Origin of the sequence: Lelliottia sp. AC1 (assembly GCF_023278595.1) — a bacterium.
GTDB classification, from domain to species: Bacteria; Pseudomonadota; Gammaproteobacteria; order Enterobacterales; family Enterobacteriaceae; genus Enterobacter; species Enterobacter nimipressuralis.
Genome location: NZ_CP025699.1, coordinates 3,676,651 through 3,701,909, shown reverse-complemented (window position 1 = coordinate 3,701,909; position 25,259 = coordinate 3,676,651). Strand labels below are relative to the sequence as shown.

Sequence of the window (25,259 nt, the reverse complement as noted above, 5' to 3'; positions counted from 1 at the left end):
AAAAACGAAAGGCGGGATGACAAAAACGCTTAGCGGGCCGCTTCGTAAATGCGACGGCTGACGTCCAGCGTAATGTCGTGATTCTCGCCCAGTTGCGTCATGCCGTGCTCTTCGAGTTTAGCCAGCAGGGCAGGGATAGAGCTGCCATCCAGGCCGTAACCGGAGAGGCGAGTCGGCACGCCCAGCTGCTCGAAGAAGTTACGGGTCGCCGCGATTGCCGCGTCGATACGCTCGTCTTCAGAACCGGAAGTGATGTTCCATACGCGCTCTGCATACTGCAGCAGTTTGGCACGTTTGGTGTCGCGTTTTTCATTCCACAGGGCAGGCAGAACCACCGCCAGCGTCTGGGCGTGATCGAGGCCGTGCATCGCGGTCAGTTCGTGGCCCAGCATGTGGGTCGCCCAGTCCTGCGGCACGCCTGCGCCAATCAGGCCGTTCAACGCCTGAGTCGCCGCCCACATCACGTTTGCGCGCACATCGTAGTTTTCTGGCTCTTGCAGCGCTTTCGGGCCGTCTTCTACCAGCGTCAGCAGAATACCTTCCGCGAAGCGATCCTGAATTTTGCCGTTGACCGGATAAGTGACGTACTGCTCAACCGTGTGAACGAAGGCATCCACGACGCCGTTAGCCACCTGACGCGGCGGCAGGGTGTATGTGTAAACCGGGTCGAGCACCGCAAACACAGGCTGAACGTGTTCGTTCATAAAGGCCTGTTTGTCACCGGTGGTTTTACGGGAGATGACCGCGCCTTTGTTGGATTCAGAACCGGTCGCTGGCAGAGTCAGTACAGAGCCCATCGGGATGGCGCTGGTGATTTTGCTGCCGCCGGTCTGCAGGATTTCCCACGGATCCACGCCATCGGCGTAATGGGCCGCAGCTGCAATGAACTTGGTGCCGTCGAGAACCGAACCGCCGCCGACTGCCAGCAGGAAGGTGATGTTCTCTTCACGGGCGATGTTAACTGCGTTCATCAGCGTTTCGTAGGACGGGTTTGGCTCGATGCCGCCGAATTCACGTACGTCCACGCCTTCCAGTGCGCTGTACACCTGGTCCAGCACGCCGGTTTTTTTGACGCTGCCGCCACCGTAAGTGATCAGGACGCGCGCGCCGGCTGGGATCTGGTCGCGCAGATCGGCGATGGCGTCTTTACCAAACAGAATGCGGGTTGGGGTATGCAGATTAAAATTATTCATTGCTCGTTCCCTTATGTGGGTGAAAAACGTGGCGGCGTCGATGGCTGCCTGATGGTGCCCATTGTGGCCATCGAAGGCACGCCTCTCAATGCACATTCCTGCCGTTGTCTTGCCCATTTCTACAGAGGGCTGGAGAAAATGCGAAAAGGTGCGCAAACTGGCAACAATGGAAACCGTATCGGGAGTAAACCTGAATGAACCGCGATGAGATTTGCCTGCAATTGACGGGGCAAATTAACAGACTGAAAGATAAAGAAAATACGCTCACTGAGCTGCTGCCGGATATCCGTCTTTTATACGGCACACAGCCCGGCACGCGCACGCCGGTGATGTACCAGCCCGGCATCGTATTTCTCTTTTCAGGCCATAAAATTGGCTATATCAATGAGCGCGTGTTCCGTTACGACACCAACGAATATTTACTCCTCACAGTACCTTTACCCTTTGAATGTGAAACCTATGCGACTGAGGCCGTTCCGCTGGCGGGCATTCGCGTCAACGTTGATATTCTCCAGCTTCAGGAACTGCTGATGGATATCGGTGAAGACGAACTGTTCCAGCCCGCGATGGCGGCGAGCGGCATTAACTCCGCGACGCTCTCCGATGAGATTTTGTGCGCCATTGAGCGCCTGCTGGACGTTATGGAACGCCCGCTCGACGCACGTATTCTCGGCAAGCAGATAATCCGCGAGATCCTCTATCACGTCCTGATGGGACCGGGCGGCGGAGCGCTGCTGGCGCTGGTGAGCCGTCAGACCCATTTCAGCCTCATCAGCCGCGTATTAAAACGTATTGAGAGCCAGTACACGGAAAACCTGAGCGTGGATGAGCTGGCGTCAGAGGCCAATATGAGCGTCTCGGCGTTCCACCATAACTTTAAATCCGTCACCAGCACGTCGCCGTTGCAGTACCTGAAAAGCTATCGCCTGCACAAAGCGCGGATGCTGATGATTCACGACGGGATGAAAGCCAGCGCTGCGGCGATGCGCGTTGGGTATGAAAGTGCGTCGCAGTTCAGCCGTGAGTTTAAACGCTATTTTGGCGTGACGCCGGGGGAAGATGCGGCGCGTATCAGAACGATGCAGGGAATGTAAAGCGTCCTCTCCCGGGGAGGGAGAGGACGGACAAGATTAGACGTTACAGCATTTCTTCTTGATCACCACAAACAGCGTCCCGACGAGGCCTGCAACCAGCAGGAAAATCGGCAGGATCATCAGGAAAGTCATCACCTGATCTTCGTGGTGCTTCACAAACGGGATCATGCTCAGGGCATAACCCAAAGAGGTCACAACGCCGACCCACAGCAGGGCGCTCAGCCAGTTGAAGAACTGGAAGCGGCGGTTCGACAGGCCAGAAATCCCGGCCATCGTTGGCAGCAGGGTGCGAATAAACGCCAGAAAACGTCCGGCGAGCAGAGCCAGCAGGCCGTGGCGGTCAAACATGCAGGTGGCGCGCTCGTGGTATTTCACGGGCAGTTGCGCCAGCCAACCTTTCACCACGCGCGTATTGCCGAGCCAGCGGCCCTGCACATAGCTCAACCAGCAGCCGAGGCTGGCGGCCGACGTTAAAATCACGATCGTGGGGGCGAAGTCCATAACGCCTTTACCGATTAACGCCCCGGCTAATAACAGCAGGCTGTCGCCCGGAAGAAACGAGGCCGGCAGCAGACCGTTTTCCAGAAAAAGCGTGGCGAACATAACGAAATAAACAACACCTACAACGTGCGGGTCCGCCAGCGCTGCAAAGTCGTGTTGCCAGAGCGCAGCGATAATATCTTGAATGACAGCCATGGACTTTCCTGTGGAACAACTGATATGTGGCTATTGTACTCCTGATTTCGCCCAGTGGGGTTGATCGGGGACCCAACAAATGCAGTCTTTTCTGCTGCACGTGTCTGTAAAACGGTCCGGGAGTACATTTACAGCCCGCACTCTACACGATGCGTTCGAAACCTGCCGATAAATCCGCGATCAGATCATCAACATTTTCTAAACCGATGTGCAGTCGGATCAGCGTGCCGGTAAAGTCGATTTCTCCGCCAGGGCGCAAACCGGCAAGTTGTTCAGGCTGATTTGGCAGAATGAGCGATTCAAAGCCGCCCCAGGAGTAAGCCATGCTAAAGAGCGAGAAGTTATCCAGGTAGGCGGCCAGCTCGTCGTTACTCAGTCGCTTATTGAGAACAAATGAGAACAGGCCGCAGCTGCCCGTAAAGTCACGTTTCCAGAATTCGTGGCCTTTGCTGCCCGGTAGTGCAGGGTGATTCACGCGAGCGACCTGCGGATGTTGCGCCAGCCATTCGGCCACTTTCAGACTGCTTTCGTGATGCTGACGCAGACGCACGCCCAGCGTACGAAGCCCGCGACTGGTCATATAAGCGGTATCGGCATCCACCATCTGCCCCATCAGGTAGGCGTTTTCGCGCAGCTGATCCCAGCAGCGGGCGTTAGACACCGCCGTGCCAATCATGCCGTCTGAGTGGCCAATCAGGTATTTCGTTGCCGCCTGAATCGAGATATCGATGTCAAACTCAAGGGCTTTAAACAGTACGCCCGCCGCCCAGGTGTTATCGATCATGATGATAGCGTCTGGCGCCACGCGACGCACCGCGCGCACAATCGCCGGAACGTCATGCACTTCCATGGTGATAGAGCCGGGAGATTCCAGGAACACAATGCGCGTATTCGGCTGGATAAGCTCCGCAATGCCTTCGCCGATCAGCGGATCGAACCAGCCGGTGGTGACACCCAGACGGGTCAGGATTTTGGTGCAGAAATCCTGGCTTGGCTCATAGGCGGTGTTGGTCATCAGGATATGATCGCCCTGTTCAACGAACGCCAGAATCGTATTCGCCACCGCAGCGGCACCGCACGGGAACAGGGCACAGCCGACGCCACCTTCCAGCTCGCACATCGCTTCCTGCAATGAGAAATGGGTCAAGGTGCCGCGACGCCCGTAAAACAGCTCGCCTTTCGCGCGGTTGCGGGTGGCGTGTTTCTTGGCCTCAACAGTATCGAAGACCAGCGAGGAGGCGCGTTGAATCACGCTATTTACCGAACCCTGAGTGTACTTTTTACTGCGTCCTGCCTGCACAAGCGTGGTATCAAGATGCTTCTCTGTCATGTTCGCTAAACCTGTTTTTATCCGTCTGGACGTCCAGACTACCACGATTGCGAAAATCTGCACCCGGATGCTTAGCGAATAAGCACAATATTTTATGAAAAATACGCATAAGAAATTTTTACTGCGTAAGCGCAAGGAAAATGAGCGAAAATTACGGCACTATGCAAATACTAATGAGAACTACTATCAATTCGACGTGGTTTTGATATTATTATGCTCAGAATTTGTGATTTGCGTCCTGGAGATACAGAGTGGGTAATAATTTGATGCAGACGGATCTCTCCGTTTGGGGCATGTATCAACATGCTGACATCGTGGTTAAGATTGTGATGATCGGCCTGATTCTGGCGTCCGTGATCACCTGGGCAATTTTCTTCAGCAAAAGCGTTGAGCTGATTTCTCAAAAGCGCCGCCTTAAGCGCGAGCAACAGCAGCTGGCTGAAGCACGCTCGCTGAATCAGGCATTTGACATCACCTCAGCGTTCCATGCGAAAAGCCTGACCACCCAATTAGTCAACGAAGCTCAGAACGAACTGGAACTCTCCGCAGGCAGTGAAGATAACGAAGGCATTAAAGAGCGTACGGGCTTCCGCCTGGAACGTCGCGTTGCCGCCGTGGGCCGTCACATGGGCCGCGGAAATGGTTATCTGGCAACTATCGGTGCGATCTCCCCGTTCGTGGGTCTGTTTGGTACCGTGTGGGGCATCATGAACAGCTTCATCGGTATTGCTCAGACGCAAACCACCAACCTCGCCGTAGTGGCACCGGGCATCGCGGAAGCGCTGCTGGCAACGGCGATCGGCCTTATCGCTGCTATTCCGGCGGTGGTTATCTATAACATCTTCGCGCGTATGATTGGCAGCTACAAAGCCACGCTCGGTGATGTTGCCGCACAGGTTCTGCTGCTGCAAAGCCGCGATCTCGACCTCAGCGCCAGCTCCGTTAAGCCGGTACATTCTGCTTCGAAACTGCGTGTAGGTTGATACGTTATGGCAATGCGTCTTAATGAAAATCTGGACGATAACGGCGAAATGCACGAAATCAACGTAACGCCGTTTATCGACGTTATGCTGGTTCTGCTGATTATCTTCATGGTGGCCGCGCCTCTGGCGACGGTGGACGTGAAGGTCAATCTGCCGGCCTCTTCCAGCCAGCCGCAGCCGCGTCCGGAAAAACCGATTTACCTGTCGGTGAAAGCTGATAAATCGATGTTCCTGGGCAACGACCCGGTCACCGATCAATCCGTTATTCCGGCACTGGATGCGCTGACCCAGGGCAAAAAAGACACTACCGTCTTCTTCCGCGCGGATAAAACCGTCGACTACGAGACCATGATGAGAGTGATGGATACGCTGCACCAGGCGGGCTATCTCAAAATCGGACTGGTCGGCGAAGAGAAAACGGCGGCGAAATAAACGTAAAAACGGCAACGCAAGTTGCCGTTTTGTTTTCTCTCTTTCGTAAGTAACGCGTAAGCGAAAGTATCAGGCGGGACAAACCCGCAGGCGCGATATTCGTAGCGCCCCCGGGCAGACTGACAGCACTAGCCTAAATGTTCCCCGCCGCACACGCCGTGCACTTCCGCCGTAACGTAGCTCGACTCCTGACTCGCCAGATAGACATACACTCCAGCCAGTTCAGCAGGCTGCCCCGCACGTTTCATCGGCGTCTTCTGACCAAACTGCGGAATTTTCTCCTGCGTCTGGCCGCCAGAAATTTGCAGTGCCGTCCAGATCGGGCCAGGGGCAACCACGTTAACGCGAATGCCTTTCTCTGCCACCTGTTTTGCCAGCCCACGGCTGTAGTTCAGTATCGCCGCTTTCGTCGAGGCGTAATCGAGCAGATGCGGGCTTGGCTGATAGGCCTGAATGGACGAGGTGGTCACGATGCTGGAACCGGCTGGCAGGACGGGAATTGCCTCCTGCGTGATCCAGAAAAGTGCCAGCACGTTCACCGCGTAGGTTTGCGTAAACTGTTCGGTGGTCAAATCGGCAATCTTCTCGACAGCGACCTGTTTACCGGCAACCAGCGCCAGTGTATCCAGTCCGCCCAGCGCTTCGCGGGCTTTATGCACCAGCGAGCGGGCAAAGGACTCATCGCTCAGATCGCCTGGAATCAGCACCGCTTTGCGGCCCGCCTCTTCGATCAGCTGTTTGACCTCCTGGGCGTCCTCTTCTTCCGCTGGCAGATAGTTAATTGCCACGTCAGCGCCTTCACGCGCGTAAGCAATGGCGGCGGCGCGCCCGATACCGGAATCACCCCCAGTCACCAGTGCCTTACGATCCTGGAGCCTGCCGCTACCTTTGTAGCTCTTCTCGCCGCAGTCGGGCACGGGCGTCATCTTCGCTTGCACGCCAGGCGCTGGCTGCTTTTGCTTAGGGTAGTCGCCGGTGTAGTACTGGGTGGTTGGGTCCTGGATATGTGTCTGATGTTTTGACATAAGGCCTCTCCTGTTGGGTGAGTTAGGCCATTAAGTGTAGAAGAGCGAGAGGAGGAGGTTGTCGTATTCGGGGGAATCTGACTGGTGAAGCTATTTCGGCTCAGCAGGCGCGTGGGAAGGGGCGTCCACTTTTGCCGCCAGCGCATCTTCATCCAGAGCGACGGTCGTGACGTTCGAGGTGTGATAGCCACCGTCAGCCAGTTTGCGCGTCAAACGCAGCGTGGAGGCCTCTCTGGAGAGCAGATGCTGGTAGTTGCTCTCAATGCGGCCCATGATTTTCTCTTTCAGTTCGGGCTTGAGGGATATCACCGCGTTAATCATCGCGCCATAAATCTCTTCTTTCACCTGCAACGAGTAGATCTCGCGGCGATTTTCCCACTTCAGGCGAACCAGCGCGGCCGGGATCGATACCATGTCTTGCGCAATGCGGGTCATCTCGTCATTTTTATGTTTTATTAATGCGTCGAGATTTTGCTTTAAGATAAACTCATCGCTTTTATGGTTATCTAAAGTCAAATAAACGTTATTATCTTCAACTTCTTTCACGTTAATCATCCTCTAGTTTATAAAAAATAGGGTTGTTTTTTTCTCGGGTAATTAGATTAAGCCAAATTTCGTTGCCAGCTTCGTTTATTTCTTCGGTTTTTTCAGCCATTATTTGACTTAATGTTTGAGCGTCTATTTCTCCCTCGGCCTGCAGGTCGTTAAGCAGGTGGGCAAAGGCTTCAATCTTCACCACGCGAAATAGCCGATCTTTTATATGGCGGTCATGCTCTTCTAACAGCATATTACGTGATTTACCGGTACGGGTAACACCAATTAATATGTCAGCCTCAAAATCGGATAGTTTTCTTTTTCCCTGAGTGAAATTAGCATTGCTTTCTGCTTCCGCCGATTTAGGGACCACAGAGGCGATGTGGTACCGGACCGGCACAAGATTGTCGGGCAGCATTTTAATATCCTTTAATTTCAACAGGGTAGGTTCAAATAGGGCGTGAGATTCGTTGACAATAACATGAGGCAAATTTAAAATCAAAAAAAATGGAGCCATCCCATGAACAGCATTTTTTATTCTGTCATTACATTGCTATTGCTTACCGCTGGTGTTCTTTTATTGATGCGTGAGTTCAATAAAACGAAAGACTTACAGCAAACTGGCGAGTCATCCCAGCCGATTCCGATGACCAAAGAAGAGGGTGAGGACCATTTCTCACTGCTGATGAATGCGATAACACCGGTATGGTACTGGCGCGTCAATCATGAATATATCGACTTTCTTCATGCCACAATTAAGCGGATGAAGATGACGGAAATAAACGACAGGCCCGGTCTTTTTGAAGCCCAGCGTCGCTGCAGCGATCTGAACTCGGCGGTCTATAAATATTATGACAATATCAAAAAGCGCTGCCTGAATGGTGAGAAGGTCTCGCATTCCGATCTGGACGTGCTGAATTTACGTCAGTGTTTCCGCGAATTCAGTCTGGAAGCCTATCCGGAGCTGGTGGTGCTGGTCTGGCCGGAGTACGAGCGCCCGGTGGTGGACCCTGCTACGGTGTAGGCTTTGCAGGCCCGGTGGCGCGACGCTTACCGGGCCATGAGAGGCGACGGAGGGCATCACGCCGCGTTCTCTATTTATCTGACGATGCCTGCCACAAATTCAACTCTCCATCCGCGACATGCTGATCAATCCTCTTCAACTCATCGTCGCTAAAGTGCAGATTTTGCAGCGCCTGAATGTTCTCTTCGATCTGCTCAGGGCGGCTGGCGCCGATGAGCACAGACGTCACGCGCTCATCTTTTAGCAGCCAGCTCAGGGCCATCTGTGCCATTGACTGCCCGCGCGCCTGCGCCATTTCATTGAGCAGTCGCAGGCTGTTCAGGTTCGCGTCGGTCAGCATCTTCTCCGTCAACCCGCGCACCTTTTTGCCTTCACGCTGCATACGCGAACCATCCGGAATACCGTTCAGGTATTTGCCCGTCAGCAGCCCCTGCGCCAGCGGCGTAAAAGCAATACAGCCGGTGCCGTTTGCCACGAGGGTATCCAGCAGGCCGCTTTTATCCACCCAACGGTTTAACAGGTTGTAGGACGGCTGATGGATCAGTAGTGGAATTTTCCACTCGCGCAGCAGCTCAGTCATTTTCTGCGTGCGTTCCGGCGAGTAAGAGGAAATCCCCACGTAGAGCGCTTTCCCGCTCTGAACAGCCTGTGCCAGCGCGGCGGCGGTCTCTTCCATCGGCGTGTTTTCGTCAACGCGGTGGGAATAGAAAATATCGACATACTCTACGCCCATGCGTTTCAGGCTCTGGTCGAGACTGGCGAGCAGATACTTTCGCGAACCGCCAGACCCGTACGGGCCAGGCCACATGTCGTACCCGGCTTTGGTGGAGATAATCAGTTCATCGCGATACGCGGCAAAATCCTCGCGCAGCAGACGACCAAAATTCTCTTCCGCGCTGCCCGGAGGCGGGCCGTAGTTATTCGCGAGATCAAAATGGGTAATACCTGAATCAAAAGCTTTGCGCAGCAGTGCGCGCTGGCTGTCCAGCGCCTGAACGTGACCAAAGCTGTGCCACAATCCAAGTGATAGCGCGGGCAAACGCAGGCCGCTCTTCCCGCAGTAACGGTACTGCATGGTGTCGTAGCGGCTCGAAGTAGGGGTCCAGGACATGATATCTCCTTTTTTAGTGATGAATTTTCGAAACAGCGTTTTCATTCTATCCTTATAAAATCACAATTCCTGGAGATATGCGATGACCCGGCTGACCGCGAAAGATTTTCCGCAAGAATTGCTCGATTACTATGACTATTACGCCCACGGCAAAATAACCAAACGCGAATTTCTCAATCTTGCGGCGCGCTACGCGGCAGGCGGTGTCACGGCGCTGGCGTTATTCAATATGCTCAAACCGAATTACGCCCTTGCCGAACAGGTGAAATTCACCGATCCCGATATTTTGCCGGAATACATCCACTACCCTTCACCCAACGGTCATGGTGAAGTGCGGGGTTATCTGGTGAAGCCTGCGAAGACGACGGGAAAAGTCCCGGCGGTGGTCGTGGTCCATGAAAACCGCGGTTTAAATCCGTATATCGAAGACGTTGCTCGCCGGGTGGCGAAAGCGGGATATATTGCGCTGGCACCGGACGGATTAAGTTCCGTCGGCGGATATCCAGGGAATGATGAAGAGGGGAAAGTGCTGCAGCAGAAAGTGGACCCCACCAAATTAATGAACGATTTCTTTGCCGCCGTGGAGTTTATGAAAAAACATCCCGATGCGACGGGCAACGTGGGGATTACCGGATTTTGCTACGGCGGCGGCGTCTCGAATGCCGCCGCGGTGGCCTATCCGGAGCTGGAGTGCGCGGTGCCGTTTTATGGCCGCCAGCCCGCGGCGTCTGATGTCCCGAAAATCAACGCGCCGCTGCTGTTGCACTATGCCGAGCTGGATAAGAACATCAACGAAGGCTGGCCAGCGTATGAAGCCGCCCTGAAAGCGAATAATAAAGTCTATGAAGCCTATATTTACCCCGGCGTAAATCATGGCTTTCATAATGACTCGACCCCACGTTATGACGAGCCTGCAGCGGAGCTGGCATGGAAACGGACTCTGGGATGGTTTGAGAAATATTTGAAGTAATATGAATTTAATGTTTCAAAAAAGGGCCGGAAAATTCCGGTCTTTTTCTATTATATTTGCGTGCTAATTATAAGGGTATTAGGCAATACTATTTTTTTAAAAGTTAAGATGTGCAAGTTTTTATAAAAATACTCCTTAAAGTGTAGGCATTGCCGATAACGAAGATAAGACTCGTCTCAAGCGAGTTTTCCCTAACGGCAAGGATACTCTTATGCAAATGCTTCGTAATTTTACTATCCGGTTCGTCATGCTGACGATTCTGGGTATTTTTTGTTTGATGTGGGCAGGGGTTGGGCTTTACAGCACCTGGTCACTTTCCAGGGTCTCAGACGGTAATGACATCGATCGCCAGATCGTGAAACAAATGACTATTTTGAGTCAGGGTAACGATCAATATTTCCGCTTTGTCACGCGCCTCAGCCGCGCAATGGAAGCCAAAGTTGCGGGTGGAAATCCCGATTTAGCCCCCGCGCAGCAGGCGCTGGAGAATATGAGCAAGAAGCTGAACGAGATGAAGGCCATCTCGCCAGGCCCGATGGACGAAAGCGTCTCTGCTGAAGTGATTAGCAGCTGGCAGGCGTTACTGGATCAGGGGATTGCCCTGCAAATGCAGCAGGCGCAACAGGGGACGATCGAGGGATATCGTCAGCAGGCCAACAACGTCACGCCACCGCTGAGCCGCGCTTTCGGTGCAGCGGCGGATAAATTCAACACTTCCGCCGCCAGCACGCTCGACAGTACGCGTGACGTGGTGGACAGCCTGACGAGCATGACGCGCGTTGTGATTATCGCCGCGACGATTATCGGTCTGCTGATCCTCCTCTTTACCGACCGCTACCTGGTGGCGATGCTGGTGAAACCGCTGGACCGCATTCGCGAGCATTTCCGCCAGATTGCGCAGGGCGATCTCAGTCAGCCCATTACACCATTTGGGCGTAACTGCGTGGGCCGACTGGTGCCTCTGTTAACCGCGATGCAGGACAGCCTGCGCGAAGCGGTCAGCTCGATCCGCTCCGGCAGCGAGAATATCTGGCGCGGAGCCACTGAAATTTCCAGCGGAAACAACGATCTCTCTTCACGCACCGAAGAGCAGGCCGCCGCACTGGAAGAGACCGCCGCGAGCATGGAACAGCTCACCGCCACGGTGAAACTCAACGCCGAAAATGCGCGTCAGGCGAGCCAGCTGGCCGATGTTGCCTCCACTACCGCAAGCCGTGGCGGTTCGCTGGTGGATGACGTGGTGACCACCATGAGCGGAATTTCCGCCAGCTCGAAGAAGATTGCCGAGATCACTACCGTCATCAACAGCATCGCTTTCCAGACCAATATTCTGGCACTCAACGCGGCGGTTGAAGCGGCGCGTGCCGGTGAACAGGGCCGTGGATTTGCCGTGGTGGCAGGCGAAGTGCGTAACCTGGCCAGCCGAAGCGCAAATGCGGCGAAGGAGATCGAAGGCCTGATCGCCGATTCCGTTTCACGCGTCGAGCAGGGGTCGAAAATCGTCAGCGATACCGGGACCACCATGGAAGCGATCCTGCGCGCCGTGACTGAAGTGACCACCATCATGAAGCAGATCGCGTCGGCGTCGGAAGAGCAGAGCAAAGGCATTTCCCAGGTCGGTGTGGCGATCACCCAGATGGACGGCGTAACGCAACAGAACGCCTCGCTGGTGGAGCAGGTTTCCGCCGCCGCCTCGGCGCTGGAACGTCAGACGGAAGAGCTACAACGCTCAGTACAGAAATTCCGCCTGTCCGCGCAGGAACCGCAAAACGGTGCGCCTACTGCGTCGCCGAAAGCGCCCATGCGGCCTAACGCATCGGGTACGCCCGATGAGTGGGTTTCGTTCTGATTCATCCCTAAAGGCCGCCCCGTGCGGCCTTAATTTCCACTAGCCATCGCTCAAAATATCGCTATATAATTTAATATATATCGATTGAGGGTAAATCAATGGAAAACCATTTTGGCAAAGGGTTGATGGCGGGGATGCGCGCGGCGCAGGCGGATACCGCAAAGAACGTCGCGCATTTCTGTTCTGACTATAAACGGGGATTTGTGCTCGGTTTTTCGCACCGGATGTTTGAGAAAACCGGCGATCGCCAGCTCAGCGCGTGGGAGGCCGGTATCCTGACACGCCGCTACGGGCTGGACCGCGATATGGTGATGGATTTTTTCAAAGAAAATCAGTCGAGTACCACACTGCGCTACTTTATGGCGGGCTACCGTCTGGAGGGGTGAGCATCGGTAATCATCTGCGTCACCTGCGACAGCGAGCCAATTTTGACTTCGCTCGCACGCTGAAATTTACTCTTATCAATCAACAGCAGCGACTGGCTGGCGCGGCGTAACAGCTGCGTTTTAAAGAGCGCACTGTGCTCGGCCGGGTCCCACATATCACCCTGTTCGTCCACCCCCTCACAGGAAAAGATAAACAGGTCGATCTCCACGCCTTTCAGCAGGGAGATCAGCGCCGGATTGACGTAACAGCGATACTTACGGTCCAGCGTGCCGCCGGTGCAGATCAGGGTGATGCGCTCGCGTTTCGCCATTTCATGACAGATGGGCAGGCTATTAGTAAACACCGTCAGGTCCATGTCCGGAAGCTGGCGCGCCAGATGAAAACAGGTCGAGCTGGCGTCGAGGGCAAGAGTCATTCCGCTACTGACCCAGTCCAGCGCGCGGTGGGCGATATCCACTTTATCGGCGTAATGGCTCTTTAGGCGTGCGCCAAACGGCTCACCGCCGTCGCGGTTGTCCGGGTGAATGGCCCGCGCGCGGCCATGGTGACGCACAATTTTCCCCTGCTGCTGCAACCCTTTCAAATCGCGGCGAATAGTCTCTTTGCTGACCGCCAGCTGCTCTGCCAGCGCGTCGGTGGTCAACCCGTCGCAGTCGCTCAGTAGCTGGATAATGCTCTGCTGGCGGCTGGCCTTCACGCGTCCGTTCCGGTACGGGAAATCGAGATAAGCGTGGAGCCGATCGCCACGCCGTTCTTTCCGGTGTGTTTGATCTGGTACATCGACTGATCGGCGCGGCGCAGGGCGTTTACGAAATCATCCTGCGGCTGAACCTCATCTATCCCAATCGATGCCCCCACCTGCGCCTGGCCGTTATCCAGCTCGAAAGGGGTTAGCGCCGCGCGCAAACAGCTGTGCGCGGTGCTGTTCACCCACAGACTCGAAAGCGGGAAGGGCAACAGCAGAACAAACTCATCGCCGCCCAGACGCCCGACGACAGAACCCTGCGGGCAGGTTTCGCGCAGGCGCTGGCTCAGTTGAATCAGCAGTTCATCGCCGCTGCGATGGCCAAAGGTGTCGTTAACGGTTTTGAAATCATCCAGATCGATAAAAGCCACGCAGAGCGGACCCTGCTCTTTCAGGGCGCGGAACTGTTTAATCAGCGCATGACGATTGGCAAGGCCGGTCAGCGGATCGTGGTTCGCCAGCAGCGCGAGTTGCTCCTCGTACTGCTTTTCCTTCGTCATATCAATGTGGGTGCCGGTGACCTTGAGCGGATTCCCGTGCTCATCCCATTCGCTGACACGCCCGCGATCGAGCACCCAGCTGACGGTGCCATTTTTATGCTGCATGCGGTGCAGCGCTTCGTAGAACGGGGTTTTGCCGTGGAGATGGTCATAAAACGCATCCAGCACCATCTGTTTATCATCGGCATGAAGGTGCTCGCGCCAGACGTCGAACTGCGCATTCAGCTCTTTCGGCTGGTACCCGAGCATCGAGCCCCAGCGGCGATTGTAGATAATTAACTTCCCACTGGGCACGTCGAGCTGCCACAGACACAGACCCGTGCCGTCCAGCGCAGCGCTGAGCTTGCTGCGGGCGTCACGCGCCAGCCTGGCAAGCCGGGCGTTATGCTTTTTCAGATTCTGAATCTGCTGTCGTAGCGCCTGTTCTGACATGGGACGTTTCTTAGGGGAAATAAAAATTATTCTTGCCAGTTTAGCGTCGGTTGTAAATATGCTGTTGAAAAAAGAGCGTGATTTGCAATAAGTACATCTGTTTTCTTTTAAGAAAATAGGGGTGAAATAATTTTTCGCAGCGGATTATTTTTTCACTCTCGCCCTTTGCCTTTTATTTGCAAAAGACAAAACCGGTCCGGGAATTATTTAATGCCGGGGTGTTCATTTTTTTCATGGCAATAATGCCTACCCACAAAGCAGGCGAAGATCTGCGTCACAAATCGTTATATAATCCTGTGCATAACGAAAGTGCGAGGGCATTATGAACAATCGATTTTGGCAGGCAGTTACCTTTAGTTTACTGATTTTACTCCCGTTATCTTCTGAGGCATCCCGCCAGATAACCGATCAAATTGGCCGCACCGTCACCGTTCCCGATAAGGTCGACCGCGTGGTAGTGCTTCAGCATCAGACGCTGAACTTACTGGTGCAAATGAACGCGACCGACAAAATCGTCGGCGTGATGGCGAACTGGAAACAGCAGCTTGGCGAGGGCTACGCCCGCCTGGCACCGGAGCTGAACCAGAAAGCGACGCTCGGCGATCTCACCCATGTGGACCCGGAAAAACTGATCGCTCTGCATCCGCAGGTGGTGTTTGTCACCAACTACGCGCCGCAGGAGATGATCGACAAAATCAGCAGCCTGGGTATCCCGGTGATCGCTATCTCCCTGCGCCACGACGCGCCGGGCGAAAAAGCGAAGCTGAACCCAACCCTTGCCGACGAAGAAAAAGCCTACGATCTGGGTCTGCGCGAGGGGATCACGCTGATCGGTGAGATCGTCAACAAACCGCAGGAGGCCAACGATCTGATCGCCGCCACCGATAAAGGGCGCAAGATGGTCAGCGACCGTCTGAAAGATATCCCTGCAGAGAAACGTATTCGCGCCTATATGGCCAATCCGGAACTGACCACCTACGGCTCGGGGAAATATACCGGCCTGATGATGGCCCATGCGGGCGCAGTCAACGTGGCGGCGGCGACCATTCAGGGTTTTAAAACCGTGGCGATGGAGCAGGTTATCGCCTGGGATCCGCAGGTCATCTTTGTGCAGGATCGCTATCCATCGGTGGTCGATGAAATCAAGGGTTCGGCCCAGTGGCAGGTGATCGACGCCGTGAAAAACCATCGCGTCTACCTGATGCCGGACTACGCCAAAGCCTGGGGCTACCCGATGCCCGAAGCGATGGGCATTGGCGAACTGTGGATGGCGAAAAAACTCTATCCTGAGAAGTTTAAAGACGTTGATATGCGCAAAATCGCCGACGAATGGTATCAGCGTTTCTACCGCACCCATTACCAGGGTATCGACTGATGCGCGTACTGGCAGCGGGCAGCCTGCGCGATATATGGCCGCAATTACTGGTCCATTTCCCGCACCCTGTTGAGACACAGTTTGGTCCGGCCGGATTGCTGCGGGAACGGATTGAAACCGGGGAGCCGTGTGATCTGTTTGCGTCAGCAAATATCGCCCATCCGCAGGCGTTGCTCATAAAGGGGCTGGCATCTTCCGTGGCGGTATTTGCCCGCAATCAGCTCTGCCTGACAGCGCGCAGCGAGGTGCTTCGCGACGACGATGACTGGTTCTCGCTGCTTACGCGGCCCGATTTGCGCCTCGGCACCTCCACGGCGGGGTGCGATCCCTCCGGCGACTACACCCAGGAGCTGTTCACACGTATGGGCGAGGCGGGCATCCCTGTGCGGGAGCGGGCGATGGCGCTGGTCGGTGGGCGCGCGTCTGCGCCCATTCCGCAGGGTAAACTGGCGGCAGAGTGGATCATTGAAAGTGATCAGGCGGATCTGTTTATCGGCTACGCCAGCTATGCGCCCGCGCTTCGTCAGATTGCCGGCCTGAGCGTGCTGAACATACCTGCGCCTTTTAACCCGCGAGCGGAATATGCAAGCGCGGTAATGACGCCACAGGGGCTGGTGCTGGCGGATTATTTACAGTCGGATCAGGCAAAAGCGATTTTGCTGCAGGGCGGTTTCGGCGTGTAATTTTGCCCGGTGAGCGCAGCGCCACCGGGCAATCTGTCAGCGCATTACGCCTGACGTTTGTCTTCGGTCTGGGTGTCGAAGTCGCTGGCGGCATGGCGCTCATGCAGCTGTTCGCTCGGCTCGCCAAAGGTACGGTTGACGATGCGACCGCGTTTCACCGCCGGGCGCTCGGCAACGTCTTTGGCCCAGCGCTGAACGTTCTTGTAACTGCCTGCATCCAGGAACTCGGCGGCGTTGTACACGTTGCCAAGCACCACGTTGCCGAACCATGGCCAGATGGCGATATCGGCGATGCTGTACTCATCTCCCGCGACAAAACGACCGCGCCCCAGCTGCTTATCCAGAACGTCGAGCAGGCGTTTTGATTCCATGGTGAAACGGTCAATCGCGTACTCAATTTTCACGGGTGCATAGTTAAAGAAATGGCCGAAACCGCCGCCAAGGAACGGGGCAGAGCCTTGCAGCCAGAACAGCCAGTTCAGGGTTTCGGTGCGTCCCGCTGGATCTTTTGGCAGGAAGTGACCGAATTTTTCTGCCAGATAAAGCAGGATATTGCCGGATTCAAATACGCGCAGTGGCGGGTTCACAGAGTGGTCACGAAGTGCCGGAATTTTCGAGTTTGGGTTCACGTCCACAAACCCGCTGGAGAACTGATCGCCTTCACCGATGCGGATCAGCCACGCGTCATACTCCGCGCCTGTCACACCAAGTGCCAGCAACTCTTCCAGCATGATCGTCACTTTCTGGCCGTTTGGCGTGCCGAGGGAGTAGAGCTGAAGTGGATGCGCGCCCACTGGCAGCGTTTTCTCATGCGTCGCGCCAGAAACCGGGCGGTTGATATTGGCGAACGCGCCGCCGTTACTGTTCTGTTTCCATTCCCACACTTTCGGTGGCTGGTAGGTGTTGTCTGACATGTTGATCTGCCTTTTTAGTGATGTGTTGAGGCAGTGTAGCAGGAGATTCGTGAACCCTTTAACGTTGCGAGCGCAATTGATTAGGCCCTATTCCTTCTGGCGCTTATATATATCAAATTGGTTATAAGCTTAATCGAAAATCGCATTTTCATTGTTAATGCGCAATATGACAAAGCTGAATATGATGCTCCTGAATAAAAAGAACTTTTCAGTATTTAATATTATTGAGGCAAGGAGTGAGTGAGATATGCGCAAGCTACTGTTATCTGCTGTTCTGGTGTCCATAGCATTGGCCGCAGCGGGCTGTGACGATGCTAAAAAGAATGAAACGGCGAACGCGCCAGCAGCAAAAAGTGATGCGCCAAAAGAGGGTGGCTCGCTCATTATCGGTATCACGTCCGGCGATCCGCTGGCCGTAAACCCACTCTACGCCAGCGACCGTACCACGCTGACCATCATGCAGGCGCTGTACGCGCCGCTCTACAGTTTTAACGACGGCAAAATCGAATGGGGCCTGGCCGAAAGCCTGACGCCGTCCGCCGATAATCTTAGCTATACCCTGACCTTAAAACCGAATCTGAAATGGCAGGATGGCCAGCCGCTGACCGCCTCCGACGTGGTCTTCACCTTTAATAAGCTCCTCGAAGCCAAACAGCACAGCTTCTTCCGCAGCATGTTCACCTACGGCGGTAAGCCTGTCGAAGTGAGTAAAGTCGACGATCGCACCGTGAAGTTCACATTGCCACAGGTCAGCGCCGCCTTTACCGGAACGCTGGTGCAGATCTACCCGATTCCGGAACACGTGTTCGCAAAAGAAGCGGATCTGGAAAAGAGCACCAAAAACGATGCGCCGGTAGGTTCTGGTCCGTTCAAGTTTAAAGAGTACCGCGCGGGGCAATATTACGCCGTGACCCGTTTTGACGATTACTGGAACGGCAAAGCGAAGCTCGACTCCGTGACCTATCGCTTTGCCAAAGACAGTAACTCCGCAAACCTTGCGCTGCAAAACGGCGAAATCAATCTGAAGATGGTGGACCCGCAGGACGTCAGCCGCCTGAAGAATACCGGCAAATTTGATTTTGTGGTCTATCCGGAAGGCCGTCTGGCGTACATGACTTTCAACCAGAACGTGCCGGTGATGAAAAGCAAACCGCTTCGCCAGGCGATTGCCTATGCCATCAACAAAGACGAACTGACCCAAACCGCGTTCACCTCGCTGGATTATGCTAAACCGGCCAGCTCGTTCCTGACGCCGGACACGCTTTATCAGACCAACGACGTTGAGCAGTACACGTTCGATCAGCAAAAAGCCAAAGAACTGCTGAAAGCGTCCGGCGCGCCAGCCGATCTCAAGCTGCGCCTGGCCTATGTGAACACCAACAAAACCCAGGAGAGCATGGCGCTCTACATTCAGCAACAGCTGAAAGGCATTGGCGTGAATGTGGAACTGATGCCGCTCGACTCCAACGCTATGTCTCAGCGCAGCCTGGATATGAACAACACCGCGTGGGAGCTGAACCTCGGCGGTTACATCATGGGCGCGGAGCCGGATGGCTACAAATCCCTGTTCATGAGCAACGAAGCCTACAACTATGCGCACTATAAAAACCCGCAGTTCGACGCCCTGTGGGACAAAGGCGCAGTAGAAACCGACAGCGGCAAACGTGCTGAAATCTACAAGCAAATTCAGCAAACCGTCGCCAACGACATGACCTACTACCCCATCGCCTACACCAATGCGACAGTCGCCGTGGACAAACGCTTTGGCGGGACGCAGGAAGCCGAACCGAAACCGGTTTATATGTTCCAGGACCTTTCAAAAATCTATCAAAAATAAGTCGTTGCCCCGGCCAACTGGCCGGGGTGTTTTTTTAAGGGCATGTCGTGAACACATTACTGACGCGTCGGCTGCTGCAACTGCTGCCGATGCTTTTCTTTATTTCGCTGGTGGCGTTTTTGCTGGTCAAACTCGCGCCCGGCGATCCGGTGGCGGCGTACATCACGCCGAGAATGGCCCCGGAAGATATCGAACGTATCCGCCAGAGCATGGGGCTGGATAAGCCCCTGGTGACGCAATACGTTCTGTGGCTGAAAAACGTTTTGCAGGGCGACCTAGGCTATTCGCTGATTTACCATCGCCCGGTGCTGGAGATGATCGGCGAACGCATTCCGGCCACGCTTGGGCTGATGGGCGCGTCGCTGGTGATGGCGATCCTCCTCGCAATTCCGCTGGGGCTGCTCGCGGGCGCGTTCAAACACCGCTGGCTGGATCACATCCTGAATTTATTCGCCTATATCGGTATTTCTGTACCCATTTTCTGGTTCGGTATTCTGCTGATCACCATTTTTGCTGTGCAGCTGAACTGGTTCCCCAGCATGGGGATGCGCACTATCGGTATGGAGGACAACTGGCTCGACGTGGTGCGTCACGGCGTGCTGCCGTGCATTGCGCTGACCTTCTATAACCTCTCCAGCTACGTGCGCTATATCCGCTCGAACACCATTTCGCAGCTCTCCGCCGACTATGTGCAAACCCAGCTGGCGTATGGCGCCACACGCACCAGTATCCTGTTCCGCCATGTGCTGAAAAACGTGCTGTTGCCGGTGATCACCCTGTTTGGCCTGTCGTTTGGCGAGCTGGTTGTGGGCGCCTACGTAACCGAAAGCGTCTTTTCGTGGCCGGGGATGGGGCTGCTGGGCATTCAGTCGATCACCTCGCTGGACTACCCGCTGATCATGGCGATCATCATGCTGTCGTCGATGATGCTGATCGTCGGCAATCTGATCGCCGATCTGCTCTATCGCTTCGCCGATCCCCGTATTCGTACCCTGAGGTAACCCCGGATGAGCAGACGCTGGCAACAAGTTCGCCACCAGCTGCGCCGCAACCGTCCGGCGCAGTTTTCACTCTTTGTTCTCTTTATTTTTATCGTCGCCGCCCTTTGCGCGGGGCTAAGCCCTTACGATCCGGATCAGATGTCCCTTGGCGCGCGCACTCTGCCGCCTGACGCGGCGCACTGGTTTGGCACCGACGAATACGGGCGCGATTACTTCACCCGCGCCCTGTACGGCGGGCAGATCTCCCTGATGGTCGGTTTTCTGGCGATGCTTTTTTCCACGCTGATCGGCACGCTTGTCGGCACCATCAGCGGCTATTTTGGCGGCTGGCTCGATAACCTGATGATGCGCGTCGTCGATATTCTGATGGCCATTCCGGCGTTTTTCCTGCTGCTGGTGGTGAACGCCTACCTCAAGCCGGGCGTGGATAACATCATCCTGATTATTAGCCTGTTGACCTGGATGAGCATGTCGCGGCTGGTGCGTGCCGAAACGCTCAGCGTCAAGGAGCGCGAATATGTTCTGTATGCCCGCGCGTCCGGCGAGCATCCGCTGCGCATTATTCTGCGCCATATTATTCCCGGCGTGCTGCCGACGATTATTGTGGCGGCGACGCTGAATATCGCATCGGCCATTCTGATGGAATCGACCCTCAGTTTCCTCGGGCTGGGCGTGCAGGCGCCCGCTGCGTCGTGGGGGAGTATGCTCAACAACGCCCAGTCGTACATCGGCGAAGCCTCCTGGCTTGCGATGTTCCCCGGCATTTTGATTTTGCTGACGGTGTTTAGTTTTAACGTGCTCGGCGACGTATTCCGCACCGCCTTTGAGCCGGGAGCGAACCGCGATGAATAACTTATTAGAACTCGACAATCTGCACACTTCGTTTCGCACCCGCGATGGCAACGTACAGGCGGTGCGCGGCGTGAGTTTTCATGTGCAGGCCGGGGAGCTGGTCGGCATCGTCGGCGAATCCGGGTGCGGGAAAAGCGTCACCTGCAAATCGATCATTCAACTGCTCGGCAGCAACGGGCACATCTCCGGCGGCAGTATTCGCTTTCAGAATGACGATCTGGCGAAGAAGACCCCCGAGCAAATGCGCAAGATCCGTGGCAACGACATTGCGATGATCTTCCAGGACCCGATGACCGCCCTGAACCCGGTGGTGACCATCGGCAGACAGATGTCGGAGATCCTCATTCGCAACAAAGGGCTGTCCAAAAAGGCGGCAAAAGCGGCGGCCATTGCCATGCTCGATCAGGTGGGGATTGCCGAAGCGGAGCGCCGTTACGATCAGTTTCCCCACGAGTTTAGCGGCGGGATGCGCCAGCGCGTGATGATCGCCATCGCGCTCTCCTGCAACCCGAAACTGCTGATCGCCGACGAACCGACAACCGCGCTGGATGTGACCATTCAGGCGCAGATCCTTCGCCTGCTGAAAAGCCTGCAACAACAGACTCAGACGGCCATTCTGCTGATCACCCACGATCTCGGCGTGGTGGCGCAGGTGTGCAGCCGTGTCGTGGTGATGTACGGCGGGCAGGTGATGGAAGAGGGGAGTGTGGAGGATATTTTTTATCGTCCGGCGCACCCGTACACCCAGGGGTTACTGGCCTCCCTGCCGCGCGCGGACGAGGCAAATCACCGCCTGTCACCTATTGAAGGAACGCCGCCTGGCCTGCTCAATCCGCCGCCGGGCTGCCCGTTTGCCGAGCGCTGTCCGAAACGGATGCCGCAATGTGAGCGACAACCCGCATTTTATTCCGTTGGCGAGGGCCACCGTGCGGCCTGCTGGTTATGGGCTGATAAGGAGGTTCAGGCATGAGCGAGCAAAATGCCCCTTTAGTGAGCGTCCGTGAACTGCGTAAACACTATCCGGTTCAGGGTGGGCTGCTGCGCAAAGGCGTGGCGGTGAAAGCGGTCGACGGCGTGAGTTTTGATATTCATGGCGGAGAAACCTTTGGTCTGGTGGGCGAATCAGGCTGCGGAAAATCGACGCTTGGGCGCGCAATGCTGCGCCTGTTTGATATCACCTCCGGCGAAATTCACTTTGCCGGACAGGAGATTGCGCAGGCCAGCGAAAAACAGCTCAAGCCACTGCGTAAAAGGATGCAGGCCATTTTCCAGGACCCGTACTCGTCGCTCAATCCGGGTATGACGGTGCAGCAGCTGGTGGCCGAACCGATGCAGATCCACGGCTACAGCCGCGAGGAGCAGCGGGAACGTACGGAAACCCTGCTCTATAAAGTGGGGCTTAAACAGGAACATCTGCAGCGCTTCCCCCATGAATTCAGCGGCGGTCAGCGCCAGCGCATTAGTATTGCGCGTGCCCTGTCGGTGCGCCCGGAGTTTGTGCTGTGCGATGAACCGCTCTCGGCGCTGGATGTGTCGGTGCAGGCGCAGGTGGTGAATATTTTGCAGGACCTGCAGCAGGAACTGGGGCTGACCTATCTGTTTATCGCCCACGATCTGTCGATGGTGCGCCATATCTCCAGCCGTATCGGGGTAATGTACCTCGGAAAGCTGGTGGAAGTGGCCCCGGCGGGCGAGCTGTATTCCCATCCGGCGCACCCCTATACGCGCGCGCTGCTGGCCGCCGTTCCGCTGCCCGATCCGCGCATCCGCCATCTTGAGCAGGCAACCCTGCGCGGGGAGATCCCCGGCCCTACGTCGGTGCTTCCTGGCTGTAAATTTTGCAGCCGTTGCCCGCACGTCATGCCGGTTTGCCGCTCGCAGGAGCCCGCCATGCAGGAGATCTCGCCGGGGCATTTTGCGGCCTGTTGGTTATTTAAGGTCTAAGGTGCCGCGAACAACGCCGGGCGGCGCGAAGGCGTGCCCGGCTCGCACTGTGAATTGTCCCTTTATCAGGTGTATGATAAATCCTCTTCTGTCTGATTCATGTCAACACGCAGACGACAACCCTCATCATCTTGCCGCCTGCCTTTTTAGGTTGGATTCATGCGAAATAATGGAAAGCAAAGCAGTGACGCTCCGTTTGGGACGTTGTTAGGTTATGCGCCGGGTGGCGTGGCAATTTACTCCTCGAACTACAGCAGTCTTGACCCGCGCCAGTACCCCGAAGACGCGGAGTTTCGTAGCTATATCGGCAACGAATACATGGGCCACAAATGGCAGTGCGTGGAGTTCGCGCGCCGCTTCCTGTTCCTCAACTACGGCATGGTATTTACCGACGTCGGCATGGCGTGGGAGATCTTCTCCCTGCGCTTCCTGCGCGCCGTGGTGAACGACACCATCCTGCCGCTGCAGGCGTTTGCCAACGGATCGAAACGCGCGCCAAAAGCCGGTTCGCTGCTCATCTGGCAAAAGGGCGGTGAGTTTCATGAGACCGGCCATGTGGCCGTTATCACTCAGTTGATGGGCGATAAAGTGCGCATTGCCGAGCAGAACGTACTCCATTCGCCGCTGCCGGTCGGGCAGCAGTGGACGCGCGAGCTGCGCCTGTCCGTCGAAAAAGGCTGCTACACCCTGCACGACACCTTCACGGATACCACTATTCTGGGCTGGATGATCCAGACCGACGACACAGAGCACAGCCTGCCGCAGCCGGAAATCGGCGGTGAACAGCTGAAAATCAGCGGGGCGCGACTGCCCAACAAACGCCAGTTCGACGGGAAATGGCTCAACGAAAAGGATGCTCTGCAGCAGGCTTACGTTCGCGCCAACGGGCATGTGATCAACAAAGATCCCTGCCAGTATTTCACCATCACCGAAAGTGCCGAGCAGGAGCTGATCAAAGCCACCAACGAGCTGCATCTGATGTATCTCCACGCCACCGATAAAGTGCTGAAAGACGACAACTTACTCGCGCTTTTCGACATCCCGAAAATCCTCTGGCCGCGCCTGCGCCTCTCCTGGCAGTGGCGTCGTCACCATATGATCACCGGTCGTATGGATTTTTGTATGGATGAGCGCGGGCTGAAGGTGTACGAGTACAACGCCGATTCCGCCTCCTGCCATACGGAAGGCGGTTTGATCCTTGAAGAGTGGGTGAAAAATGGCTATCGCGGCACCGGGCATAACCCGGCGGAAGGCTTGTTCGAAGAGCTGACCGGCGCGTGGAAACACAGCCACGCGCGTCCGTTCGTGCATATCATGCAGGACAACGATATCGAAGAGGATTATCACGCGCTCTTTATCCAGCGCTCGCTGATGCAGGCCGGTTTTGACACCAAAATTCTGCACGGCCTGGAAGCGCTAAGCTGGGATGCGGCAGGGCAGCTTATCGATGACGAAGGTCGCGCGGTGAACTGTGTCTGGAAAACCTGGGCGTGGGAAACGGCGATCGAGCAGGTGCGTGAAGTGAGCGAAACCGAATACGCCGCCGTGCCGATTCGCACCGGTCATCCCCAGCAAGAGGTGCGTTTAATTGACGTGCTGCTGCGCCCGGAAGTGCTGGTATTTGAACCGCTGTGGACCGTGATCCCCGGCAACAAAGCGATTCTGCCGGTGCTGTGGCAGTTGTTCCCGAACCACCGTTACCTGCTGGATACGGATTTCGAGGTCAACGAATTGCTCACCAAAACCGGCTATGCGGTGAAACCTATCGCCGGTCGCTGCGGCAGCAATATCGATCTGATCAGCGCCGAAGAGGAGCTGCTGGATAAATCCAGCGGTAAATTCACGGATCGTAAAAACATCTACCAGCAGCTGTGGTGCCTGCCGAAAGTGGACGGGAAATACATCCAGGTCTGCACCTTTACCGTCGGCGGCAACTACGGCGGCACCTGCCTGCGCGGGGATGATTCGCTGGTGATCAAGAAAGAGAGCGATATCGAGCCGTTGATTGTGGAGAAGGATAAGGAGAGCTAATCCGGCACAACGCGCGTCGAAACGGTAAAACCCGCAGATTCCCCTGCGGGTTTTTTATTGCCGTTTTCGGGCTGATGCCATCGATTGATGAATAAACGTAATGAATTATCCCGAATGTGCTAATAATTCACCTGTTATATTGTTATTGTTCTGTTTATTTTTTCACATTTAGATTGAATGACTGCTTATAAATAAATTACTGGTGTTAAATGCCGATTATTAACAATTGATGGCGCAGTATCCTGTTTCTTAAGGGATAATTTTTTCTGTGTTGTTGAAATAATAACCACAGCACTAAAACTGACATTTCTTTGAAA

At 55.3% G+C, this 25,259-nt stretch carries 26 protein-coding genes; 16 read left to right on the top strand and 10 right to left on the bottom strand.

Going from position 1 to position 25,259, the window contains the following annotated elements:
* Positions 1 to 29: 29 nt before the first annotated feature.
* The gene (gene yqhD / locus C0560_RS17515; protein ID WP_100778918.1) at positions 30 to 1,193 is read right to left on the bottom strand and encodes an alcohol dehydrogenase; all 1,164 of its coding nucleotides are present in this window, start codon (positions 1,191 to 1,193) and stop codon (positions 30 to 32) included.
* On the opposite strand from yqhD, the gene C0560_RS17510 reads away from it, so the two are divergent.
* Together C0560_RS17510 and C0560_RS17505 are read left to right on the top strand one after the other, a co-directional pair.
* On the top strand, positions 1,173 to 1,391 hold the full coding sequence (locus tag C0560_RS17510; protein WP_102104772.1) for a hypothetical protein: 219 nt from the start codon (positions 1,173 to 1,175) through the stop codon (positions 1,389 to 1,391). The genes yqhD and C0560_RS17510 overlap by 21 nt on opposite strands.
* Complete coding sequence (locus tag C0560_RS17505; protein ID WP_100778920.1) at positions 1,388 to 2,287, top strand: AraC family transcriptional regulator; 900 nt, start codon at positions 1,388 to 1,390, stop codon at positions 2,285 to 2,287. The genes C0560_RS17510 and C0560_RS17505 overlap by 4 nt, the downstream gene beginning before the upstream one ends.
* Before the next feature lie 36 nt (positions 2,288 to 2,323).
* Here the strand turns inward: C0560_RS17505 and yghB are convergent, their stop codons facing one another.
* Together yghB and metC are read right to left on the bottom strand one after the other, a co-directional pair.
* Complete coding sequence (gene yghB / locus C0560_RS17500) at positions 2,324 to 2,983, bottom strand: DedA family general envelope maintenance protein YghB (RefSeq protein WP_100778921.1); 660 nt, start codon at positions 2,981 to 2,983, stop codon at positions 2,324 to 2,326.
* Positions 2,984 to 3,125: 142 nt separating this feature from the next.
* Entirely contained in the window at positions 3,126 to 4,313 is a 1,188-nt protein-coding gene (gene metC, locus C0560_RS17495) for a cystathionine beta-lyase (protein WP_123428444.1), read from the bottom strand.
* A 251-nt stretch (positions 4,314 to 4,564) separates the two neighbouring features.
* Between metC and exbB the strand changes: the two genes are divergently transcribed.
* Both exbB and exbD read left to right on the top strand, forming a co-directional pair.
* A complete protein-coding gene (exbB, locus tag C0560_RS17490) occupies positions 4,565 to 5,296 on the top strand; it encodes a tol-pal system-associated acyl-CoA thioesterase (protein WP_100778923.1) in 732 nt (243 codons plus the stop codon).
* Between the two features lie 6 nt (positions 5,297 to 5,302).
* Positions 5,303 to 5,728, top strand: a complete 426-nt coding sequence (gene exbD / locus C0560_RS17485; protein ID WP_129035160.1) for a TonB system transport protein ExbD — start codon at positions 5,303 to 5,305, stop codon at positions 5,726 to 5,728.
* A 128-nt stretch (positions 5,729 to 5,856) separates the two neighbouring features.
* Here exbD and C0560_RS17480 read toward each other — a convergent pair whose 3' ends face one another.
* From C0560_RS17480 to C0560_RS17470, 3 genes are all read right to left on the bottom strand, one after another.
* A complete protein-coding gene (locus C0560_RS17480) occupies positions 5,857 to 6,753 on the bottom strand; it encodes an SDR family oxidoreductase (protein WP_100778925.1) in 897 nt (298 codons plus the stop codon).
* A gap of 90 nt (positions 6,754 to 6,843) precedes the next feature.
* Positions 6,844 to 7,308, bottom strand: a complete 465-nt coding sequence (locus C0560_RS17475; RefSeq protein ID WP_181826874.1) for a cytoplasmic protein — start codon at positions 7,306 to 7,308, stop codon at positions 6,844 to 6,846.
* Positions 7,301 to 7,705, bottom strand: coding sequence for a hypothetical protein (locus C0560_RS17470; protein ID WP_095283367.1), 405 nt, complete (start codon positions 7,703 to 7,705; stop codon positions 7,301 to 7,303). The genes C0560_RS17475 and C0560_RS17470 overlap by 8 nt, the downstream gene beginning before the upstream one ends.
* 102 nt (positions 7,706 to 7,807) lie before the next feature.
* On the opposite strand from C0560_RS17470, the gene C0560_RS17465 reads away from it, so the two are divergent.
* Positions 7,808 to 8,311, top strand: coding sequence for an ESA_00282 family adhesion-associated protein (locus C0560_RS17465; protein WP_100778927.1), 504 nt, complete (start codon positions 7,808 to 7,810; stop codon positions 8,309 to 8,311).
* A gap of 70 nt (positions 8,312 to 8,381) precedes the next feature.
* Here C0560_RS17465 and C0560_RS17460 read toward each other — a convergent pair whose 3' ends face one another.
* Complete coding sequence (locus C0560_RS17460; RefSeq protein ID WP_102104854.1) at positions 8,382 to 9,422, bottom strand: aldo/keto reductase; 1,041 nt, start codon at positions 9,420 to 9,422, stop codon at positions 8,382 to 8,384.
* 82 nt (positions 9,423 to 9,504) lie between these two features.
* Here C0560_RS17460 and yghX point away from each other — a divergent pair, with 82 nt between their 5' ends.
* The 3 genes from yghX (at position 9,505) to C0560_RS17445 (ending at position 12,627) form a co-directional block, all read left to right on the top strand.
* Positions 9,505 to 10,392, top strand: a complete 888-nt coding sequence (yghX, locus tag C0560_RS17455) for a YghX family hydrolase (RefSeq protein WP_129035158.1) — start codon at positions 9,505 to 9,507, stop codon at positions 10,390 to 10,392.
* A gap of 211 nt (positions 10,393 to 10,603) precedes the next feature.
* Entirely contained in the window at positions 10,604 to 12,241 is a 1,638-nt protein-coding gene (locus C0560_RS17450; RefSeq protein ID WP_248859182.1) for a methyl-accepting chemotaxis protein, read from the top strand.
* A 98-nt stretch (positions 12,242 to 12,339) separates the two neighbouring features.
* Positions 12,340 to 12,627, top strand: coding sequence for a DUF2623 family protein (locus tag C0560_RS17445; protein ID WP_095283363.1), 288 nt, complete (start codon positions 12,340 to 12,342; stop codon positions 12,625 to 12,627).
* Here the strand turns inward: C0560_RS17445 and fucR are convergent.
* On the bottom strand, positions 12,609 to 13,325 hold the full coding sequence (gene fucR / locus C0560_RS17440; RefSeq protein ID WP_248859180.1) for an L-fucose operon activator: 717 nt from the start codon (positions 13,323 to 13,325) through the stop codon (positions 12,609 to 12,611). The two genes, C0560_RS17445 and fucR, sit on opposite strands and share 19 nt — an antisense overlap.
* Complete coding sequence (locus C0560_RS17435) at positions 13,322 to 14,305, bottom strand: sensor domain-containing diguanylate cyclase (protein ID WP_100778931.1); 984 nt, start codon at positions 14,303 to 14,305, stop codon at positions 13,322 to 13,324. The genes fucR and C0560_RS17435 overlap by 4 nt, the downstream gene beginning before the upstream one ends.
* Before the next feature lie 322 nt (positions 14,306 to 14,627).
* Between C0560_RS17435 and C0560_RS17430 the strand changes: the two genes are divergently transcribed.
* Positions 14,628 to 15,680 carry an ABC transporter substrate-binding protein gene (locus C0560_RS17430; RefSeq protein WP_248859178.1) on the top strand — a complete coding sequence of 351 codons (1,053 nt, stop codon included), beginning with the start codon at positions 14,628 to 14,630 and terminating at the stop codon, positions 15,678 to 15,680.
* A complete protein-coding gene (locus C0560_RS17425; RefSeq protein WP_248859176.1) occupies positions 15,680 to 16,363 on the top strand; it encodes a molybdate ABC transporter substrate-binding protein in 684 nt (227 codons plus the stop codon). Before C0560_RS17430 ends, C0560_RS17425 begins: the two co-directional genes overlap by 1 nt.
* Positions 16,364 to 16,407: 44 nt before the next feature.
* On the opposite strand, the gene yghU is transcribed toward C0560_RS17425, so the two are convergent.
* Entirely contained in the window at positions 16,408 to 17,277 is an 870-nt protein-coding gene (gene yghU / locus C0560_RS17420; RefSeq protein ID WP_100778934.1) for a glutathione-dependent disulfide-bond oxidoreductase, read from the bottom strand.
* Positions 17,278 to 17,524: 247 nt separating this feature from the next.
* Here yghU and C0560_RS17415 point away from each other — a divergent pair, with 247 nt between their 5' ends.
* The 6 genes from C0560_RS17415 to gss all read left to right on the top strand — a co-directional run bounded on the left by C0560_RS17415 (position 17,525) and on the right by gss (position 24,942).
* The gene (locus C0560_RS17415) at positions 17,525 to 19,114 is read left to right on the top strand and encodes an ABC transporter substrate-binding protein (RefSeq protein ID WP_248859174.1); all 1,590 of its coding nucleotides are present in this window, start codon (positions 17,525 to 17,527) and stop codon (positions 19,112 to 19,114) included.
* 47 nt (positions 19,115 to 19,161) lie between these two features.
* Positions 19,162 to 20,115: an ABC transporter permease gene (locus C0560_RS17410; RefSeq protein WP_129035152.1), complete on the top strand. Its 954-nt coding sequence runs from the start codon at positions 19,162 to 19,164 to the stop codon at positions 20,113 to 20,115.
* A gap of 6 nt (positions 20,116 to 20,121) precedes the next feature.
* Positions 20,122 to 20,967, top strand: a complete 846-nt coding sequence (locus tag C0560_RS17405) for an ABC transporter permease (RefSeq protein ID WP_100778937.1) — start codon at positions 20,122 to 20,124, stop codon at positions 20,965 to 20,967.
* Entirely contained in the window at positions 20,960 to 21,937 is a 978-nt protein-coding gene (locus C0560_RS17400) for an ABC transporter ATP-binding protein (protein WP_248859173.1), read from the top strand. Before C0560_RS17405 ends, C0560_RS17400 begins: the two co-directional genes overlap by 8 nt.
* On the top strand, positions 21,934 to 22,911 hold the full coding sequence (locus C0560_RS17395) for an ABC transporter ATP-binding protein (RefSeq protein ID WP_248859171.1): 978 nt from the start codon (positions 21,934 to 21,936) through the stop codon (positions 22,909 to 22,911). Before C0560_RS17400 ends, C0560_RS17395 begins: the two co-directional genes overlap by 4 nt.
* Positions 22,912 to 23,070: 159 nt before the next feature.
* Entirely contained in the window at positions 23,071 to 24,942 is a 1,872-nt protein-coding gene (gene gss, locus C0560_RS17390; RefSeq protein WP_248859169.1) for a bifunctional glutathionylspermidine amidase/synthase, read from the top strand.
* The last annotated feature ends 317 nt before the right edge of the window (positions 24,943 to 25,259 follow it).

Excerpts from the sequence above, each read along its gene's own strand:
- yqhD (WP_100778918.1), bottom strand. The coding sequence starts at position 1,193 with ATGAATAATTTTAATCTGCATACCCCAACCCGCATTCTGTTTGGTAAA.
- C0560_RS17510 (WP_102104772.1), top strand. The coding sequence starts at position 1,173 with ATGCAGATTAAAATTATTCATTGCTCGTTCCCTTATGTGGGTGAAAAA.
- C0560_RS17450 (WP_248859182.1), top strand. The coding sequence starts at position 10,604 with ATGCAAATGCTTCGTAATTTTACTATCCGGTTCGTCATGCTGACGATT.
- C0560_RS17430 (WP_248859178.1), top strand. The coding sequence starts at position 14,628 with ATGAACAATCGATTTTGGCAGGCAGTTACCTTTAGTTTACTGATTTTA.
- C0560_RS17470 (WP_095283367.1), bottom strand. The coding sequence starts at position 7,705 with ATGCTGCCCGACAATCTTGTGCCGGTCCGGTACCACATCGCCTCTGTG.
- yghX (WP_129035158.1), top strand. The coding sequence starts at position 9,505 with ATGACCCGGCTGACCGCGAAAGATTTTCCGCAAGAATTGCTCGATTAC.
- C0560_RS17415 (WP_248859174.1), top strand. The coding sequence starts at position 17,525 with ATGCGCAAGCTACTGTTATCTGCTGTTCTGGTGTCCATAGCATTGGCC.
- yghU (WP_100778934.1), bottom strand. The coding sequence starts at position 17,277 with ATGTCAGACAACACCTACCAGCCACCGAAAGTGTGGGAATGGAAACAG.
- C0560_RS17395 (WP_248859171.1), top strand. The coding sequence starts at position 21,934 with ATGAGCGAGCAAAATGCCCCTTTAGTGAGCGTCCGTGAACTGCGTAAA.
- C0560_RS17475 (WP_181826874.1), bottom strand. The coding sequence starts at position 7,308 with ATGATTAACGTGAAAGAAGTTGAAGATAATAACGTTTATTTGACTTTA.
- yghB (WP_100778921.1), bottom strand. The coding sequence starts at position 2,983 with ATGGCTGTCATTCAAGATATTATCGCTGCGCTCTGGCAACACGACTTT.
- gss (WP_248859169.1), top strand. The coding sequence starts at position 23,071 with ATGCGAAATAATGGAAAGCAAAGCAGTGACGCTCCGTTTGGGACGTTG.
- C0560_RS17425 (WP_248859176.1), top strand. The coding sequence starts at position 15,680 with ATGCGCGTACTGGCAGCGGGCAGCCTGCGCGATATATGGCCGCAATTA.
- C0560_RS17480 (WP_100778925.1), bottom strand. The coding sequence starts at position 6,753 with ATGTCAAAACATCAGACACATATCCAGGACCCAACCACCCAGTACTAC.
- C0560_RS17505 (WP_100778920.1), top strand. The coding sequence starts at position 1,388 with ATGAACCGCGATGAGATTTGCCTGCAATTGACGGGGCAAATTAACAGA.
- metC (WP_123428444.1), bottom strand. The coding sequence starts at position 4,313 with ATGACAGAGAAGCATCTTGATACCACGCTTGTGCAGGCAGGACGCAGT.
- exbD (WP_129035160.1), top strand. The coding sequence starts at position 5,303 with ATGGCAATGCGTCTTAATGAAAATCTGGACGATAACGGCGAAATGCAC.
- C0560_RS17460 (WP_102104854.1), bottom strand. The coding sequence starts at position 9,422 with ATGTCCTGGACCCCTACTTCGAGCCGCTACGACACCATGCAGTACCGT.
- C0560_RS17435 (WP_100778931.1), bottom strand. The coding sequence starts at position 14,305 with ATGTCAGAACAGGCGCTACGACAGCAGATTCAGAATCTGAAAAAGCAT.
- C0560_RS17405 (WP_100778937.1), top strand. The coding sequence starts at position 20,122 with ATGAGCAGACGCTGGCAACAAGTTCGCCACCAGCTGCGCCGCAACCGT.
- C0560_RS17445 (WP_095283363.1), top strand. The coding sequence starts at position 12,340 with ATGGAAAACCATTTTGGCAAAGGGTTGATGGCGGGGATGCGCGCGGCG.
- C0560_RS17400 (WP_248859173.1), top strand. The coding sequence starts at position 20,960 with ATGAATAACTTATTAGAACTCGACAATCTGCACACTTCGTTTCGCACC.
- C0560_RS17465 (WP_100778927.1), top strand. The coding sequence starts at position 7,808 with ATGAACAGCATTTTTTATTCTGTCATTACATTGCTATTGCTTACCGCT.